This is a genomic window from Marinobacterium sp. MBR-109 (assembly GCF_040547565.1).
Taxonomy (GTDB): Bacteria; Pseudomonadota; Gammaproteobacteria; order Pseudomonadales; family Balneatricaceae; genus Marinobacterium.
This window is the reverse complement of record NZ_JBEPPZ010000009.1, coordinates 115,372-133,286: the sequence shown is the minus strand read 5'-3', so window position 1 is coordinate 133,286 and position 17,915 is coordinate 115,372. Positions and strand designations below refer to the sequence as shown.

At 50.7% G+C, this 17,915-nt stretch carries 13 protein-coding genes and 1 pseudogene; 5 read left to right on the top strand and 9 right to left on the bottom strand.

The window, feature by feature from the left end; genetic code table 11:
* Positions 1 to 569 precede the first annotated feature (569 nt).
* The 6 genes and pseudogenes from ABIE60_RS12665 to ABIE60_RS12640 form a co-directional block, all read right to left on the bottom strand.
* Positions 570 to 2,513, bottom strand: coding sequence for a DNA topoisomerase III (locus ABIE60_RS12665; protein ID WP_354469843.1), 1,944 nt, complete (start codon positions 2,511 to 2,513; stop codon positions 570 to 572).
* Complete coding sequence (locus tag ABIE60_RS12660) at positions 2,507 to 2,983, bottom strand: hypothetical protein (protein ID WP_354469841.1); 477 nt, start codon at positions 2,981 to 2,983, stop codon at positions 2,507 to 2,509. Before ABIE60_RS12660 ends, ABIE60_RS12665 begins: the two co-directional genes overlap by 7 nt.
* Entirely contained in the window at positions 2,980 to 4,854 is a 1,875-nt protein-coding gene (locus tag ABIE60_RS12655) for a site-specific integrase (RefSeq protein ID WP_354469840.1), read from the bottom strand. The genes ABIE60_RS12660 and ABIE60_RS12655 overlap by 4 nt, the downstream gene beginning before the upstream one ends.
* Positions 4,854 to 6,638, bottom strand: coding sequence for a hypothetical protein (locus tag ABIE60_RS12650; RefSeq protein ID WP_354469838.1), 1,785 nt, complete (start codon positions 6,636 to 6,638; stop codon positions 4,854 to 4,856). The genes ABIE60_RS12655 and ABIE60_RS12650 overlap by 1 nt, the downstream gene beginning before the upstream one ends.
* 2 nt (positions 6,639 to 6,640) lie before the next feature.
* Positions 6,641 to 7,969, bottom strand: coding sequence for a tyrosine-type recombinase/integrase (locus ABIE60_RS12645; protein WP_354469836.1), 1,329 nt, complete (start codon positions 7,967 to 7,969; stop codon positions 6,641 to 6,643).
* An 82-nt stretch (positions 7,970 to 8,051) separates the two neighbouring features.
* A pseudogene (locus tag ABIE60_RS12640) lies at positions 8,052 to 8,369 on the bottom strand (toprim domain-containing protein); the annotation flags it as partial.
* A gap of 224 nt (positions 8,370 to 8,593) precedes the next feature.
* On the opposite strand from ABIE60_RS12640, the gene ABIE60_RS12635 reads away from it, so the two are divergent.
* The 4 genes from ABIE60_RS12635 to ABIE60_RS12620 all read left to right on the top strand — a co-directional run bounded on the left by ABIE60_RS12635 (position 8,594) and on the right by ABIE60_RS12620 (position 11,901).
* Positions 8,594 to 9,040, top strand: a complete 447-nt coding sequence (locus ABIE60_RS12635) for a DoxX family protein (RefSeq protein WP_354469834.1) — start codon at positions 8,594 to 8,596, stop codon at positions 9,038 to 9,040.
* A 64-nt stretch (positions 9,041 to 9,104) separates the two neighbouring features.
* Positions 9,105 to 10,088 (top strand): glutathione S-transferase family protein, encoded by a 984-nt coding sequence (locus ABIE60_RS12630; protein ID WP_354469832.1) that lies wholly within the window; start codon positions 9,105 to 9,107, stop codon positions 10,086 to 10,088.
* 18 nt (positions 10,089 to 10,106) lie between these two features.
* Complete coding sequence (gene wrbA, locus ABIE60_RS12625; RefSeq protein WP_354469830.1) at positions 10,107 to 10,706, top strand: NAD(P)H:quinone oxidoreductase; 600 nt, start codon at positions 10,107 to 10,109, stop codon at positions 10,704 to 10,706.
* Between the two features lie 334 nt (positions 10,707 to 11,040).
* The gene (locus tag ABIE60_RS12620; protein ID WP_354469828.1) at positions 11,041 to 11,901 is read left to right on the top strand and encodes a LysR substrate-binding domain-containing protein; all 861 of its coding nucleotides are present in this window, start codon (positions 11,041 to 11,043) and stop codon (positions 11,899 to 11,901) included.
* Here the strand turns inward: ABIE60_RS12620 and ABIE60_RS12615 are convergent, their stop codons facing one another.
* Together ABIE60_RS12615 and ABIE60_RS12610 are read right to left on the bottom strand one after the other, a co-directional pair.
* The gene (locus ABIE60_RS12615; RefSeq protein ID WP_354469827.1) at positions 11,902 to 14,382 is read right to left on the bottom strand and encodes an APC family permease; all 2,481 of its coding nucleotides are present in this window, start codon (positions 14,380 to 14,382) and stop codon (positions 11,902 to 11,904) included.
* Between the two features lie 76 nt (positions 14,383 to 14,458).
* Positions 14,459 to 14,938 carry an Lrp/AsnC family transcriptional regulator gene (locus ABIE60_RS12610; protein ID WP_354469825.1) on the bottom strand — a complete coding sequence of 160 codons (480 nt, stop codon included), beginning with the start codon at positions 14,936 to 14,938 and terminating at the stop codon, positions 14,459 to 14,461.
* A 238-nt stretch (positions 14,939 to 15,176) separates the two neighbouring features.
* Here ABIE60_RS12610 and leuA point away from each other — a divergent pair, with 238 nt between their 5' ends.
* Entirely contained in the window at positions 15,177 to 16,874 is a 1,698-nt protein-coding gene (gene leuA / locus ABIE60_RS12605) for a 2-isopropylmalate synthase (protein WP_354469823.1), read from the top strand.
* Between the two features lie 79 nt (positions 16,875 to 16,953).
* On the opposite strand, the gene ABIE60_RS12600 is transcribed toward leuA, so the two are convergent.
* Entirely contained in the window at positions 16,954 to 17,832 is an 879-nt protein-coding gene (locus ABIE60_RS12600; RefSeq protein WP_354469821.1) for an EamA family transporter, read from the bottom strand.
* Positions 17,833 to 17,915 lie beyond the last annotated feature (83 nt).

Genomic DNA, 17,915 nt, shown 5'->3' with positions numbered 1-17,915 from the left:
AATCCTGAATTTCACCGGTAAATTTTTCTGTTCCTGCCGCAAGCAAGACAATGATAGTACGGCCCGTAGCGACCACTCCGCTCGGATACAATGCCTCCGCAGCTGTCACAGCTTTCAGCATTTCCTTGGTACCACTGCCACAGGTTAAAGCTCTTGTACAAGGCAGAGAGCACTCCCAATGCAAGCAGCGAAAGGGAAGCCCACCGGCTAAAGATTTCGATGTTCACGGCCAGTGCCGCCAGCATCGAAGAGTCGGCTAGTCGGTCCGGTAGCCAAATGTCGAAGACCAAACGGACAACTACAGCACTGATAATGAAAAGCAAGGGAAAAGCATATACGCGCATCAGCATCATATTCCCCATACGACCTCCTGTCCGATGTTCCGTTGTTGATTCAATCTTGATCAGCTTATAGGACTCTGATCCAGACTAGATTTCAATAGATTAGGGAAATTAGGCGGCTAGATTTCTTGAATGGCTACGACAAAAGGGCTGCACAAAACAACCCAATCACTAGCATACGAGTATGCCACCAAAAGCCAAACTCATCCTCAACTGACTACTGGCACTCTACACTAGGAGGTTTTTGGACTTTGCGCTACGACTGGGTCTTTTCGCTTTTGTTTTCCTTTGGACCTTCTTACCCATGCCCCGCAAACCAGAGAAACTCTGGTTTTCAACCTCACCAATCAACGCCGTCAGACCTTCGGTCAAAGGCTGCATGAACTGCCCATATCGCATTCGTTTCTCACTGATCGCTTCCAGCTGGGACTCCCAGTGTGCAGTCATATCAGGAACAACCATTCGTTCCGGCAAGCTATTCACCAGTTGCCTTCCGATCTCAGTTGAGTGGATCTCCTTGCCTTTCTTGGTCAGAAACTGACGTTTGAACAACAGCTCGATTATCCCGGCACGAGTGGCCTCTGTCCCTAGACCGTCTGTATCTCTCAGAACTTTCTTGATCTCCTGGTCTGATACAAATCGAGCAATGCCTGTCATGGCAGCCAGCAGTGTTGCATCCGTAAAGCGCTTCGGCGGGCTGGTCTGCTTCTCGTCCAGCCATCCTTCAGTGCAGGCTACAGAATCACCCGTTTTGACATTCGGCAATGCTACTGACGAGAACTCGCCATCTTGCTTTGCACTTCTCTGGGGTGGCAAGAGAGCTTTCCATCCATCGGAAATGACAGACTTCTGCTTAGCGATAAACAAGCCGCCTTCGACCTCGCTATCAATCTGATGCTCTGCATATTCAAAGGGTGGGTAGAACTGCATCAGGTACTGCCGGGCAACAAGTTCGTAGATATTCTTCTCATCCTGTGAAAGCCGATCAGAAGGCATTGACCTGGATGTCGGAATGATGGCGTGGTGGGCACCCACTTTGGAGTCATTCCATGCCTTGCTCCTCAAGCCAAGGTCAGCGTTATTTACAGCATCCGCAAGCGACGTTGTAGTTTTGGCAATCGACTGTGTTACGGTTTTACGCTCGTCATAGTGGCCGTTTGGCAGATAACGACAATCAGACCGTGGGTAGGTGATCAGCTTGTGACGCTCATATAACTGCTGGCAAATATCCAAGGTCTTTTGAGCGTTAAGGTTGAAGCGTTTCGACGCATCTATCTGTAGAGCAGACAGGTTGTAGGGCAAGGGCGCAGGCTGTTTTTTCTTGTCACGTTTAACGGCTTTGATGCTGCCGTTTTTTCCCCTCACTTTATCTAGCACGACTTCTGCAAGTTTTCGAGAGAGCACACGACCTTCTTCATCCATGTAAGGCTCGCACGCAGCGCTTGGTTTCCACTTTGCGATAAAGGACTCACCCACTTGTGTTTGAAGCGTGATGAACACCTCATAGAAGGGCTTGGAGACGAAATTTTCTATTTCCTGGTCACGGTGTACTACCAAGCCCAAAACGGGTGTCTGTACACGCCCAATGGACAAAACGCCGTTATAACCAGCACTTTGCCCTAACAAAGTACATAAACGGGTCATATTGATACCGTACAACCAATCCGCCCTGGCTCTTGCCAAGGCCGATGTCGCTAACGGAATGAAATCTGTGTTCTTGCGTAGGTCATTCAACGCTTTTTTAATCGCAGCGGGGTTCATGTCGTTGACGAGACAGCGCAGCGTAGATTCACGCTTTGCTTTACTGACGCCTGAGTAGTTGATCACTTCATCAACCAGAACCTGACCGACCCGGTCAGGGTCACCCATATTTACAAGCTGATCAGCTTCTTTGATCAGCTTCTTGACTGTATTGAACTGCTTTCGTGTTTGGCTTTTGACTTCCTGCTTCCACTCAGTGGGGATGATCGGCAAATGCTCCCTTCTCCACTTTTTGTACTCAGGGTCATAAGCCTCCGGTTCAGCCTGTTCCAGAAGGTGGCCAATGCACCAGGTCACAACATCGCCGGTGGCAACCTTGATAAAACCATCACCCTTTTGATGTGGCTTAGGGAGTACGTCAGCAACTGCCCGACCGACACTTGGTTTCTCTGCAATGTACAAAATCAACACTTTTTACCTCGGTCCAGCTCTACTACCTTCACTTTTTTCACCTCAGCCTCAAGCGCATCAATCCTCTCAAGCGCCTCGTAAAGGGAAAACTCCAAATTCGCATTGCGCGCTACCACCTGATCGCAGAACTTCTTGATTTCGTCTCGCTGTGATCTATAACGCTCTTTCAACTCACGCTCTTTGTCTCTTTGAGCTCTTAGCCTATCTATATATATCTTGCTCGAAGTAGATGAATAAGTAGATTTTTGTGAATTATGCTTTTCTATTTCTTTCCTGGCTTTATCAACGAATTCAGCATAGTAATAGATACCACCTGAACTAAGCCCTGCTTCTTTATTTATACGGCTTAAGCTAATTTTGCCATCATTTGGTGTCCGCTCTGGCTTTCCATTTATCAATCGCCCCAGAGCAGCTTCCAGACGTTGGACTGTAAGATTGCCTCTTTCTGATAAGCTTACTTCGCTACTCATATATTGAATTCCTTTTCATTAAATATTTCGTAGTCGATATTGTGTTCAGAAAGAATTTTTTCGATAGATCTGATCTCATAATATATTTTTGAGATCACATTGGGCATATCAATACCACTGACCACCAAAGAATTATGTTTAGCTATCAATTTTTCTTTTATTGGTATTAAAGACCTAGCCTTCTCAATGGTTACTACCTTGTATTGACAAACGGTCATATCGCAAATTCTATCACAACTTGGATTGGTGCAATATCCACCAGGATGTTCAACAATAGATAGGCGCGCTTCCTCTATCTGTTTCAGAATTTCTTCTTTACTAAGGTATATTGTTGAGTCACCTTTAGCACGGAGATTTTTAATCCTTCTCCCTTCTGGACCCGCCAATGTTTCTGCCTCATTGTAAATATGATATAAAATATCCGCAGTATAATTTTTATTTTCTCCCGCTATTTCATCTTGCAAGTCAGAATCGATCATCATGTCGAAATAAGAAGCAATATTTGCCTGATTAGAATACCAGGAAGTCATTGCTATATTCATATGTTTAAACTGATGCTTTATATCTAATAACGATGCTAATTTATTACGAACCAAGTAGACCGCAAATGTACGACGGAAGCAATGAGGGTGGACTTCTAGTATATCTCCAACCTTAAGATCACCTTTACGGGTAGGATTCAAACGATCGAACTCTTTTACATCATCAAAGCTTGCTCGGTAGCCTACCGAGTACACAAATGTTTTAAGAGATCCTGAAATAGACTGTTTACCCGCTCTTGGCTTGTATCCTCCAAGATAAGGTAGAGTTAGAAATAGGCTATTAATATCTCGTAGATACTTATTACGCTCGTCACGATGATGAATAGCATTTACCTTGCATTTCCAACCCTCACGAGCAAAGTTAAAAGCATCCCAAAGTAACTCAATGGCTTTCTTAGTAATTGCTACAGTTACCCAAGACGTATTTCTCTCAACGCCTCCAATATTGGGCTTGGTATGAATGCCATTTAGAACGGATACTGTAATGCCTGCATACTTTTTTTCTTGGTATGAGTCGAGTCCAAAAGACTTAATTTCACCATCTCTGCACCCTGTAAAAGCAGCAATAACTATATAGCATGCACCTCTCAGCTTTGATAACCAATAGCCACCATAATCAAAATCAACATCTAACCCGCTCAAAGAATTTTTTATCTTCTTAATGGCATATTTTCTTCGCGTAAGATTACTAGAGTACCTATTAGTTTCTATTATAGCCTTATACTCATTTGTGAATTCATTATATGCCTTTGAGATTTCATGTCTAAATGGATGTAATCTTTCAACAAGCTCAATAGCATTTTTGTAGTATACTGATGCAATTCTTTCCGGCAGACAAACTGCTTGAGAAACAGCATCGCCATTTGGTGCCAAGTATATGGAAAGTTTTTCAAAGTTATCTATGCTCCGCTTTATAAAACCTTCTTTTTGAGCATGTGAAACAAAGATAAGGTGATTCTTCCAAGTCTTATATTTTAACTTTCTATTCTTGGCCTCTTGCAAGAAAAGCCTATAGTTTCGATCATTATCAATGAACCCATAGTCATCACCACCACAAGCCTTAATACAATGTTCAAAAACGGATGCTCCTGACAATAAATTATCTATTGCGCTTTTTTTTGATTTTAGATTTATATCATTTATTACCTTAAAAACTATTTTTTTAGCGCTCGATTTAAACTTACCAGAAAGCATAGTGAATGAAGCTGTGAAATCGATAGACCACAACACCCACTTATCTGATGAGTAATAACTATAAGGATTTCCTTCAGTATCAAATGATACCGCCACCTCTTCATTACAATCATCTACTTGAAGTGCTTCATCCATCAGTATACCCCTAGTAAAAGGTCAATATCTTCTATATCACTCCAGAGCGGATGCGGATCATCCATATGCTTCATATAAGCCTCATCATAAATTGCTTTATGATCTGACCTGATTTTATCTATAATAACCTGGAGAGTATTGTAGACTCTACCTAATAAGCTGGTCGGTTTGGAGTTAACTGCAGGCCTATTCATAGAATCCAAAATTACATCATTGAAGGATAGCAATAGCCATACATCATCTACTTCCGCTACAACAGCATGATGTATACAGCCAAAACATTCTAAAAACTTATGACAAGCAACAAGATCATCTTTGCTAGAAAGACCTTCCCTACGCAGAGCATTTTTTATTTTTATAGACTTTTCTCCGAAAGCTCCACTACATCTCAAACCATTCGAGAGCTTTTTATAATCTTTACCTATTTCAACCTCTTTGACAGGATCTCTAAAAATGAATGAGCTTTCTTTTACGGCCCTATCTAATGGTTTTCCTAACGCTGTTTGCTCTCGTACATACAAAGCAGATGCTAGCGAAAACTCAACAGATACCGAGTCACCATCAGCATAGTGCTTTCCTGCAGTTTCTACCGAGTTATTTAACCCCTGAGCTACCATGAAAATACTTTCAGTAGCTCTCATAATAAGTACTGCCTTAGTCTTCCTGAAACGCTGATTACTTAAAGCTGGTATTCCATAATTAACAATGAATTTATTTACTATGCTCATAAGAGAGCTTGTCATTTTGGACGGCATATCGTTTACAATATTTGGAAATAAATAACCATCTTCATATAAATTTAGCTTTTTACTGATTTCTACCCATCGTTCGAAAAAAGCTTTTGATCGGTTTGTAAAACCAATACTAACTTCATTTTTCTTTCCTGACTGACGTCCTTTAACAGTATTCAACTTATACAAGCGTCGTGTGACATCCCTAAAAGGATTATCTGTCAGGTCTGATATCTTTAAGTTTAACAGTGGAGTTGAATTAACACCGGTGTAGAAACAAGTTATATAGTATGCCACCCTTACCAAATCGGCCTTCCAGACGCTATTGTTGGTTCTATAAGATACAGTTCTATTGGATATCTTATCACCCGATATTGACCTAATAATTCCCTCTTCATTTACTATTTCAAGTGGGAAATTCTCTGGCGTCGTGTCATTTTCCAAATGAGCAGAATAGTCATCATATATTATCAAAAGATTTCTTATAATAATCCTAAGTTCATCATCAGTGTATGGCACAACATGAACTGTATCTTTAGGAAAACAAATGAAGAAATCTTTATATTTATCATATAACTTATGATCGAACTCTAAAATCAAAGCCTTTATTGAATTCTGCCGTGATAGGATAGTCGACCCTTGTTTACCCGAATTGTATTCGTCAACAAGGCTTTCTACATACATTGATATCGAATCATGACAGAATGGTTGGTCGATTCCATTATCGTCCATAATCCGCATAAAGCGGACAAGCTCATTAAATATATTTATTTTTGTTCTATTTGATCTATCCTTTGAGTGGATAATATTACATATTTTTATAGCGAATTCTTTTCTTCCAGCATCAATAATACTCGGCTGATTATTTGGAATTACAATACGCCTGCCGCTAATTGGAAAAACGGGGCATCCTTTATATAACAGCCTTTTAAAATCTGCTGTGCCATGACCATCTGTAATTATCTTATCTGTTAGGTTTATATTAGTGACGTTTGAGTATTGCGAACTGCTGGCCGATATTGTTTTTCTCTTATCTTTTTTTATAAAAGCCATTGTTATTCACCAATTTTCAAAACTATATCTAAAGCCAATTCATGTACTTCGTTCGCAGTCACTTTATGCTCACAAAGCTTAAGGTAGCCAAGCAAAGTTGCCCTCTGCTTATGTCCCATTACAGACTGCAAGTAATCGAGTGCTTTTCCTTCCTTTAGTCCAGAGTTCAGCAATTCCTTCAACCTCTCGACCGCATATGTGGAGCGCAAGTTATGGAACTTATGCTTGAAGTTTGGATGCTCTGTCTTCACTGCATTTCTTATTTCTCCCCAGCGAGCATCAAGACTTTTAGGTGAATACGGGCTGCCACTTTGGTTCAAAAGCAAAGGAGGATTTTCGCCTTCGTCAGGGTTGGTCTTTTCATAAAGCTTTCTGCGCTGAATATATCTGGCCGAATTTATGTATTCGTGTAGCCTATTCATCAGTTCAGAAGGAATCTCTGCTACCCTTACGGTTCCGTTTTTAGTTACGACTCCTAATCGTGGATCAAGATTAAGACCATCCGTATTGATAAGATATTTTTTACTTAGTTGTTCAGAGCTGGGTTTATAGATAGTGCTTGCACGAAGAGTAACGATTTCTGAACTTCTAAGTCCAGCATAACGACTTAATTCAACCGCTATCTGAAACTCATTTGATATCGAAACTTCTTTAAGCTCACCACCTCTATTGGAGTAGCCAATACCGAGTTCTTTATAGTATTTTTCTACCAAATCCCATTCCCCATAATTTATCGGCAATAACTTACGTGACAAGCCGTTATAGCTAGTGTCATTTGGAAGTTTCAACCTCAAGTCAGTGGTGTCTACGTGAATAAATGTGTTCCGCATATACTCATGTGATCCTTGCTTACTGACTTTCACCACTTCATATTTGAATGGTGGGTTTTCAAACGCGTGCTTGCGAGCCAGGTAGAATTTATAAAAATTAATAACTACACCCATGTAGGTGCTTGCGGTGGAGCGCGCGATCTTTCCGCTTTTATAGGCTTCACGTAAATGTTTTCTAAAGCCATAGGTAGGCCTCAGCCTCAAGGGAACTGGCATGTCATCCCATGACATGCCGATGTCCTTCAAAAAGGTAAAGTAATGAAGCAAGGCCTGTGCTTGAGTATTGACGCTTTTCTTTCTGAGGTTGGCTTTAAGATGAATAAGCCAGATATTGGCCACTCTAATACTTGCGCCATTATCTTCGAATAGGAGGGGGAGTTTTCCTAAATTGCTGCCCGTGCCTTCGAAACGTATCGACAGTTCACCGGTACTCGTATCGATATGGCGTTTAATCTGCTGATCTACAACGAAGTCTGGAACTTCCCAAAGTACGATACCCACACGTTCACCTGCGCTACGAATTTCACTATTTCATGGATTGTATACGTAACAATCGTTTTCAATAGAAAAATCGTAACAGTGCGCGGTCCGGGTCACCGGCATGAACAATCTGATCCGCCTGCTTAACCAGCTTGCGCAGCACCGCCACCTGTTTGGCCACGCCGCTGCGCGGCTTCAACTGCCATTCACCGGGTACGATGGGCAGATGTTCCAGTCGCCACTGTTTGTAGGCCGTGTCATAGGCATCCGGCTCCGCCTGCTCCAGCAGATGGCCGATGCACCAGCTCACCACCTGATCGCCACCACAGCGGATCAGCCCCTCTTCCTTCTTCTGCGGACCGGGCAAAACAGCGGCGATGGCGCGGGCAAGACTGGGTTTTTCGGCGATGTAGAGTTTCATGATGTTCGGGATATTGGCATGGAAACGCCAAGAGTAAGAGATCAGGCAACATAAGTCGACAATAGCTGTATATAAAAACAGTAATATCAAATTAATGCCGCTATTTGGAAGGGCTCCTTAAAAGCATCCATAAAACTGATCAATTATCACAATAATTAACCATTTTTAATCAACTGCGTGACAACTATAGTTAACTCATCCTATCAAATACGTGGAGAAACACGATGAACGCTTCCCTGATCACCCGCCTGCTGAATACATCCAACAGCTATGCCCCTCTGGTACTGCGTGTCCCGGCAGGCATTATTTTCATGGCACACGGCGCTCAGAAACTGTTCGGTGCTTTCGGTGGTCACGGCCTTGAAGGCACAGGTCAATGGATGGCGTCGATCGGCCTGGAACCCGGGTATCTGATGGCGCTGCTGGCCGGCAGTGCTGAATTCTTCGGTGGTCTGGCGATTCTTATCGGTCTGCTGGTACGCCCGGCGGCAGCAGCGCTGGCCTTTGCCATGTTGGTCGCCATTTTCGCCGTGCATATCGGTCACGGCCTGTTCGTCTCAAACAACGGTTATGAGTTTGCTCTGGCGCTGCTGGCCATGTCCGTTTCGCTGCTGATCAGTGGCGGGGGCAACCTGTCTCTGGACCGAATGCTGCACCAGCGTCAGAGCTAAGCTCTGACGTCGCTCTGGCCAGGACATTCAATTAACCGACGTCACTGACAATCAGGAGATTTTCATGGGCTTGCTGCTTGATGGCCGCTGGGTTGACCAGTGGTATGACACCAAATCCAATCAGGGTCGCTTCGTGCGATCGGAGTCACAGTTCCGTAACTGGATTACTGCCGACGGCCAGCCTGGCCCCAGCGGCGAAGGCGGTTTTCAGGCAGAGCCCGGGCGTTACCACCTTTACGTATCACTGGCCTGTCCCTGGGCGCACCGGACATTGATTTTCCGCCACCTGAAGGGTCTGGAAGAGATGATTTCGGTATCGGTGGTCAACAGCCACATGGGTGACCACGGCTGGACCTTTGCAACAGAGCCGGGTGCAACCGGTGATGAGTTGTATGGGTTGGATTACCTCTACCAGCTCTATCTGAAAGCCGATCCGAACTACTCGGGCCGGGTCACTGTTCCGGTACTCTGGGACAAGCAGCGTCAGACCATCGTCAACAACGAGTCAGCGGAGATCATCCGCATCCTGAACTCCGCCTTTGATGAGATCGGTGCAGCCCCGGGGGACTACTACCCTCAACTGCTGCGCAGTGAGATCGACACGCTGAACAGTGAGATCTACGACCGCATCAACAACGGTGTATACAAGGCGGGGTTTGCAACCACTCAGGAGGCCTACGAACAGGCTGTTTACCCCCTGTTTGAAGCACTCGACGCACTGGAGGTCCGGCTGAGCACGCACCGTTATCTGCTGGGCAACCAGATTACCGAAGCCGACTGGCGTCTGTTCACCACCCTGATTCGCTTTGATGCAGTCTACCACGGTCACTTCAAGTGCAACCTGAAGCGGATTGTCGACTACCCTAACCTTTGGGGGTACATACGTGAGCTTTATCAATGGTCCGGCGTGAGCGAGACCGTCAACATGCAGCACATCAAGGACCACTATTACCGCAGCCACCACACCATTAATCCGACCGGCGTGGTACCTGTCGGCCCGACTCTGGATCTTAACCAGCCACATCAACGTGAAGCAGTTGGTCAATAAAACCCGGGAGGTTCAATCATGAGCAAGATTCTTGTGCTTTATTACTCATCCTATGGCCATATCGAGACACTGGCTCAGGCCATTGCCGAAGGCGCCGCAACGGTTGAGGATACGGAGGTCATCATCAAGCGTGTACCGGAACTGATGTCAGAAGAAGCGGCCCGGAATGCGGGCGTCAAGCTGGACCAGACAGCTCCGGTTGCCGATCCCAAAGAGCTGGGCAACTATGATGCCATCATCTTTGGCACACCAACCCGCTTCGGTAACATGGCCAGCCAGATGCGCAACTTCCTTGACCAGACCGGTGGGCTGTGGGCAAAGGGAGCGTTGGTCGGCAAGGTGGGCAGTGTCTTCACCAGTACCGGCACCGGTGGTGGCAACGAAACCACCATCCAGTCGTTCCATACCACCCTGCTCCATCACGGCATGGTCGTGGTCGGACTACCCTACACAGCACCTGAATTGAGCGACATTTCCGAGCTCAAGGGTGGTTCGCCATTGGGGGCCGCCACTATCGCCGGCGCCGATGGCTCTCGTACCCCGTCCGAGAAGGAGCTGTCTCTGGCTCGTTTCCAGGGCGCACATGTGGCTGGCATCGCAGCCAGGCTCAGTGCCTGAAGACAACGTGGGCCGGTGTTCCCTGCCGGCTCACAGCCTTCTCCGACATCACCACAGTCATGCCTCTGCGGTCCCTTCCGTTTTGAATGCTGGCGACACACCACTTGATGAACCGGTGCAACACCAGCCCACGTAGCCGGCGGCCTCTTGGCAGGTAAAATGCCATATCAATGCTGCCATTCTGACAGCGGCGAACCTTGCGTGTTTGCGAGTCTGTACTGGCAATCATCATTGCGCCCTCCCTGTGAGCATTGATGACAGCTTAAGACAGCCCTTGTATTATGAATAACGATTAATTCAGATCATATTGATCGTTATTTGTAATGGATTAGCCATGCCACAGCCCAATCTGAGTACCGAGTTGCTGCGCACCTTTGTAACCGTTGTCGATGAAGACGGTTTTATTCGAGCGGCAGAGCGCCTGCACAAGACACAGTCCACCGTCAGCCAGCAGGTTCGCCGCCTGGAACAGGAGCTCGACGTGGCCCTGTTCCGTACTGAAGGACGCAAGCGCGTGTTGACCTCAACCGGCGAAACCATGCTGGGGTATGCACGTCAGCTGCTGGCACTGCAGGAGGATGCGCTGGCGGCCATTACCGAGCAAAGTGCCGAAGGGGAACTGCGCATTGGTGTGTCGCTGTCTCTGACCGAAAGCATGCTGCCGTCCATTCTGGCTCGCTTCAAACAGCACAACCCCGGCATCCGCCTGAATGTGCAGACCGACTACAGTAACAGCGTCTGTCAGGACTATGACGATGAACAGTATGACCTGGCACTGATTCTGCGCCGGGATCGCAGCCAGGTCCGTGGTGAGTTGCTGGGCTATGAGCCACTGATATGGATTGGACCGGCAGGCTATCAGTGGTCCAAGAACCGCCCTCTGCCACTGGTGCTGCTGAACGTGCCCTGCCTGTTCCGCGAAGCCACCCTGCAGGCGCTGGATGCAACCGACATCAGCTGGCGCACCGTGTATTCAACCACCAGTTTTACCAGTTTGATGGCGGCCGTGCGGGCGGGACTTGGCGTGACAGTGCGTACACAGGGCGCACTGACTGAAGGCATGGATAACATCGGCTCACGCCTGGGATTGCCCGAGCTGCCTCCGGTCTATATCGAACTGCGCTATCACACCAATACCCCCGGCTGTGAACAGTTGGCGCAGTTGATCCGGCACGAGCGACTGCAGGCCTGGTAATCAGGTCTCGAGCATCTCTTCAGGCACACCGGCCTGCAGTGCCAACAGCCGGGCCGCTTTCATTCGCGCGCCGGCCTTGAGTGCCCGCCGGCGAGCTTGCTCCAGATCGTCGAGCCGTTCCACTCGCTCGTTGTCCGCGTTGGCTTCAGCCATCTCCGCTTCCAGCTGCTCGAGGTCGGCGGCGGCTAACTCGGCCAGGCGCTGCGCATCCTTGAACGCATCAAGCGCCCGGGCGCATTCCGCCGCCTCACCCTCTTCCGGCTCGGCATCCAGATCGATATCCTCGGCGGCCAGTACGGCCACACTGAGTGGCAATGGCTCCAGTGCCACATTGAGTGGCTGGCCATAGCAGTCCACCGGCTCATTGCGTTGCAATCTGAACGGGAGGAACACCAGCGAGGCATCCAGCGAATAGCGCTCCCGTGCGCCCGGGTCGGCATGATCGATCAGCACTGCCCGCGCATCGATGCGACTTTGCTCCAGGTAGTGACACACATCATCCGGTGTCGCGGCCGGGTCATCCTCATCACTGCGTACAATCAGAATTCTAAGGCTCGCACCCTCCCATTGAGGCGTACGCAGCATAAGGTGACCCAGCAACAGCATCAGGTGACTGGACGTATCCCCCCACCACCAGATGTCGATGCGGCGTTCCTCGGATGGCACCTGTTCCAGTTTCGCCCAGCGCGCTTCGTCACCGTCGAACACCAGCAGGCTGCACCCCTCATGAAAGGCGGTCCACAGGTGCCGGGCAAAGATATGGGTTGCCTCATCCGACAGCGTGCGCGGATCATGTTCCAGCCAATTCAGCAGGATCAGGTTCGCCTTAAGGTTGCCAAGGCCAAAACTCTGCAACAGGGTACGCAGCCCAGCGTCGAATTCATTTACTGTCAGCGCCAGCGGCCAGGCATCAACACCCGCCTTGCGGATATCCTCGGCCAGCACCTGCTCCGCTTCATCCCGCTGCCGGCGCAGACGCAGGCCTTTGCCCTCCAGCAGTTTCACGGCGGTCACAAAACCGCTGCTGCCTTCAAGTCCTGCCGCCAGTTTCAGTAACGGCAACCGACGATGGCTGCTGTCGGAAAACAGCAAAATATTGGGACGCCAGTCGCGGGGGCTGTCCGGGGCGTTACGAATTGACAGCAGGTGCTGCCGAATCCGTCGGGTGTGATAGGAGCGACGCCCGTCCGCCCAGCGAGGCATTGGCGCCTTGAGCTGCAGATAGCGGTAGATAAGCGCCATGATGCCCAACGCCAGCACGCCGGCCATCAGATCAATCGCCAGCATCGCCAGCAGACAGGCCAATGCTCCCGCAAGGCTTAACACGGGATGATAAAAACGGAAACGGGGGCGGAACGACGGGCTGGCGGCACGCGCCTCAAACCAGGTGGCGTAGTTGATCAGACCATACGAGATCAAAAAGAACATGGAGACCACGGGTGCGATCAGATCCAGTTCCCCCAGACCAATGGTCAACAGGGCCACCACGGCCGCAAGCACCAATGCGCGACGGGGGTTGTCGGCCTCGTCACTGCCCTTGGCAAAAGGCGTCAGCAGTGGAAAAAGACGATCCTGCGACACCGATTGCAGAATACGTGGTGCCCCCATGAACGAGGCCATGGCCGACGAGAGCGTTGCCGCCAGCACACCCGCCAGAATCAACGGTGCGAATGTTGCCACCTGTTGCATGGCGGCATAGTCCCGACTCAAGGTATCGGCCGGCAACGCGCCGGCAAAGAGAATGGCCGCCGAGAGATAGACCAGTATCGACAGTACCACGGCACTCAAGGTGCCATTGGGAATGCTGCGCCCGGGATCACGCAGCTCACCCGACATGCTGACACCCTGGGTAAAGCCGGTGACTGCCGGGAAGAAAATGGCGAACAGCAGCCAGAAATCGACCTCCCCCGGCACTGACCAGTTGGCCGACAGCTGTGCGGCATCGAAACGCTCGACGCCTCCGATGAAGAAGGACACCAATGCCAGCGCGAGGATTGCCATAATGCCGAATTGCAGCCTTGTGGCCCAATCAGCGCCTTTCCAGGCGAAGGCGAACAGCAGCAGCGCTGCCAGGGCGGCAATCAGCTGTATACTCCATCCCGGCGCATCAGGGAGCAACCCGGCCACCGCTTCGGCAAACCCGATACAGTAGAACCCCACCGACACCGCCTGCGCCAGAAACAGTACCAGCCCGATCGCCCCACCGAACTCCTGCCCGAGCGTGCGTGAAATCAGATAATAATCGCCGCCCTTTTTAACCCGCAGATTGGTGGCCACCGCCGACAGTGAGAGACTGGTCAGCACTGAGATCAGGTTGGCGGCCAGCAGTATCAACAGCATCAACCCCAGCCCGGCTGCCCCGACCACATAACCAAGCCGCAGGAACAGGATAATCCCGAGAATGGTGAGGATGCTGGGGGTGAAGACGCCGGCAAAGGTGCCCATATGCCCGGTTGCCGAACGTGTTGGGGTGGTTCGCATCGTCAGACTCCTGTCGGATGACGCCCATGGATGTTGCCAGCATAGCGGGACTTAAACCACCTGAACAGCATCCGTCTCAACAAGCGACGCCACGCTCCAGCACCCTGCGCAGCACAAAACTGGAGTGTACCCCTGTAACCCCTTCAATACGTGTAATCTGGTGCAGCAGCAGGTCATGGTAGGCATCCATATCTTCCACAAGTACCCGCAGCTGATAGTCCGCATCCTGTCCGGTGATGATCAGACATTCCAGCACCTGGGGCAGCTCCGCGATCTTGCGCTCGAAATTCTCGAACCGCTCCGGCGTATGCCGGTCCATGGAGATATGCAGAATCACGGTGAGGTTCAGTCCCAGTTTTTTGGCATCCACCAGCGCCCGGTAACCACGAATCAAGCCGTTCTCTTCCAGAGCCCGCACCCGCCGCAGACAGGGGGATGGTGACAGACCGATACGGTCAGCCAAATCCTGATTACTGATGCGCCCTTCCTGCTGCAGTATCTGCAAAATGGCATGGTCATAGCGATCCAGTGTCGCACGATCTTCATGTGTAGGCATAAAATTGCTCTGTAAAATTAATTTGAGATTTATATTGCCAAAAATAGACCATATTGACGCAATTTAGCAATCGCCTGACCGTACAAATCCCCTATCATGAGTCCCATGTTCAGTTTAGGTCCGCGCAGGCGCCAACCGGCTTTACCCGAGCCCTGACGGCGATGACAACTCTACCCGGGATGTCGAATGCAGCGGCCCACCCACAATCAATGGATTATCTCTAATGGAGAGCAAGACCATGGCAAGTGCCAATTTCAACCATCGCAAGTATCAGCCGGTCGAACCTGTCACCGGCTTTACCCGAACCTGGCCTGACCGTCAGGTGACCGAAGCCCCGATCTGGGCCAGTGTCGACCTGCGCGATGGCAATCAGGCCCTGCTGGAGCCGATGAATGTGGCCCAGAAACAGCGCCTTTGGCATCTGCTGGTCAAGCTCGGCATCAAGGAGATCGAGATCGGTTTTCCCTCCGCCAGTCAGCCGGATTACGACTTTACCCGCTGGTTGATCGAAGAAAACCAGATCCCCGATGACGTGCGCGTGCAGGTGTTGGTGCAGGCCCGTGAAGAGCTGATCGCCCGTACCTATGAAGCACTCAAGGGTGTGAAGCAGGCGGTGGTGCATGTTTACAACTCCACCTCCCGCATCCAGCGTGAGCGCGTATTCGGCATGAGCCAGGACGAGATCAAGCAGATCGCCGTGCGCGGCGCGCGCTGGGTGAAAGACTATGCCGAGCAGTATCCTGAAACGGACTGGACCTTCCAGTATTCACCGGAGAGTTTCACCAGCACCGAAGTGGACTACGCGGTTGAAGTCTGTGAAGCGGTGATGGATGTGTGGCAGCCGACGCCCGAGAAGCGCTGCATCCTCAACCTGCCCACTACGGTTGAGGTCGGCCCGCCGAATCACTTTGCCGATCAGGTGGAGTATTTCTGCCAGCATTTGAGCCGCCGCGACAGCGCCATCATCTCCGTACATACCCATAACGACCGTGGCGGTGCAGTGGCGTCCGCTGAGCTGGCCTTGATGGCTGGTGCCGACCGGGTGGAAGGTACCCTCTTGGGCAATGGCGAACGTACCGGCAACATGGATATTGTCACGCTGGCGTTGAACCTCTACAGCCAGGGCGTGGACCCACAGCTGGATCTGTCCAACCCGGACGAGATTATCCAGGTCTGTACCGAATGCACCGGCTTGCCGATTCACCCGCGTCATCCATGGATCGGTGAGCTGGTCTATACGGCGTTTTCCGGCAGCCATCAGGATGCGATTCGCAAGTCCCTGAAGCAACAGCAGGACGACGAGCCTTGGCAGGTGGCCTATCTGCCGATCGACCCGGCGGATTTGGGCCGTGGCTATCAGGCGGTGATTCGCGTCAACAGTCAGTCCGGCAAGGGCGGCATGACCTTCCTGCTGGAGCGCGATTTCGGCATCAGCATCCCGCGCTGGCTGCAGCTTGAACTGGCCCCGATCGTACAGAAAAAGACAGAAACACAGGGCGGCGAGCTGGACAGCCAGGTGATCCATGATCTCCTGGTACAGAATTTCGTGCAGGACCGGGCACCGGCGAGTCTGGACGGCTACCGCATCGAGCGCAGCGGCGATGCCGAAACCCTGGCAGCCGATATCAGTGTCGATGGCGAGCAGGTATGTATCGAAGGCAAGGGCAAGGGTGCCATGGCGGCCTTCATCAACGCCTGGCAGAGCCGAACCGGCCTCAACATTCATGTGGTCGACTACGCCGAGCACGCCATGGGCGAAGGTTCGGATGTAGCTGCCGCGGCCTATGTACAACTGAACGTGGAAGGTCAGCGCGTCTGCGGCATGGCGGTCGATGCCGATACCGTGAGCGCTTCACTCAAGGCAGTGCTGTCAGGCCTGAACCGCTGCGGCAAGTCGACACAGATCGCCGCTGGTGCAATCACTCAGCACGCCTGAGCCTCAAGGGCACCGATTTTCGGTGCCCTGCCCGTCCCCGACACTGAGCGGGCGCTTGTCCCCAGAGCACTTGAGGGCTTCACGCCAGCATCACGCAGACGGCACCCGCCACGATCAATCCCAACCCCGCCAGATCACGGCCATTGAGTTTCTCCCGAAACCAGCGCGCTGAAATCATAAGAGTGAACAGCACTTCGATCTGACCCAGCGTTTTCACCAGCGCAACGGTTTCGAGGCTCATGGCGGTAAACCAGCCCAGTGACCCGATGCAACTGAAAAACGAGATCGCCAACACCAGCCTTGGCCGCTGCCACAGCGCGATCAGCGTATGCGGTTCACGCAACAGCAACCACCCCAACAGCATAAGCGTTTGTGTGGCGATCACGCAGAGCAGCACCCAGGCTGCGCTGTACAGAAACGGCAGCCCCAGCAGCAGGCTGGCTTCACGTACCCAAAGTGTGGTGAGTGCAAAAGCAAGCCCGCTGCCAAGCCCGGTCAGCAGCGTGCTGACTGACACCTCACGCAGGGCGCCGGGATTGGTCATCAACCAGAACGCCAGCGCACCGATCAGTACACCGGCCCAGGCCAGCGGTGACAGCGGCGCGGCAAAAAACAGTGCTCCCAGTACCGCGGCAATCACGGCCTCGCTTTTGGCCAGACCCACACCGATGGCGTAATTGCGTTTTCGGAACAGCACCACCATCAGCGCCGTGGCAATAATCTGCGCCACTGATGCCAATACAATCAACAGGATAAACGAGCCGGTAAATGCCGGCATGGGTGCCGCTTCCCAGCGATACAGCAGCCACAGATATACCGCCGCCAAGGGGCTGGCCCAGATGAAACGTGCCAGCGTAACCCCGGCAGTACTCACGTCTTTGCTCAGGCGGCTCTGAAAGGCGTTGCGCCAGGCCTGCATGAACGCAGCCAGAATGGTAAAGGGTATCCAAAGCCCCATGGAGCATCACCTATGGCAGAAGAAACAGGGAGGCGCATTCTAGAGAATGTCCCGCTACTTTGGTACCGACGATAGTGCCGCCC

Excerpts from the sequence above, each read along its gene's own strand:
- leuA (WP_354469823.1), top strand. The coding sequence starts at position 15,177 with ATGGCAAGTGCCAATTTCAACCATCGCAAGTATCAGCCGGTCGAACCT.
- ABIE60_RS12660 (WP_354469841.1), bottom strand. The coding sequence starts at position 2,983 with ATGAGTAGCGAAGTAAGCTTATCAGAAAGAGGCAATCTTACAGTCCAA.
- ABIE60_RS12650 (WP_354469838.1), bottom strand. The coding sequence starts at position 6,638 with ATGGCTTTTATAAAAAAAGATAAGAGAAAAACAATATCGGCCAGCAGT.
- ABIE60_RS12635 (WP_354469834.1), top strand. The coding sequence starts at position 8,594 with ATGAACGCTTCCCTGATCACCCGCCTGCTGAATACATCCAACAGCTAT.
- ABIE60_RS12655 (WP_354469840.1), bottom strand. The coding sequence starts at position 4,854 with ATGGATGAAGCACTTCAAGTAGATGATTGTAATGAAGAGGTGGCGGTA.
- wrbA (WP_354469830.1), top strand. The coding sequence starts at position 10,107 with ATGAGCAAGATTCTTGTGCTTTATTACTCATCCTATGGCCATATCGAG.
- ABIE60_RS12600 (WP_354469821.1), bottom strand. The coding sequence starts at position 17,832 with ATGGGGCTTTGGATACCCTTTACCATTCTGGCTGCGTTCATGCAGGCC.
- ABIE60_RS12610 (WP_354469825.1), bottom strand. The coding sequence starts at position 14,938 with ATGCCTACACATGAAGATCGTGCGACACTGGATCGCTATGACCATGCC.
- ABIE60_RS12615 (WP_354469827.1), bottom strand. The coding sequence starts at position 14,382 with ATGCGAACCACCCCAACACGTTCGGCAACCGGGCATATGGGCACCTTT.
- ABIE60_RS12620 (WP_354469828.1), top strand. The coding sequence starts at position 11,041 with ATGCCACAGCCCAATCTGAGTACCGAGTTGCTGCGCACCTTTGTAACC.
- ABIE60_RS12630 (WP_354469832.1), top strand. The coding sequence starts at position 9,105 with ATGGGCTTGCTGCTTGATGGCCGCTGGGTTGACCAGTGGTATGACACC.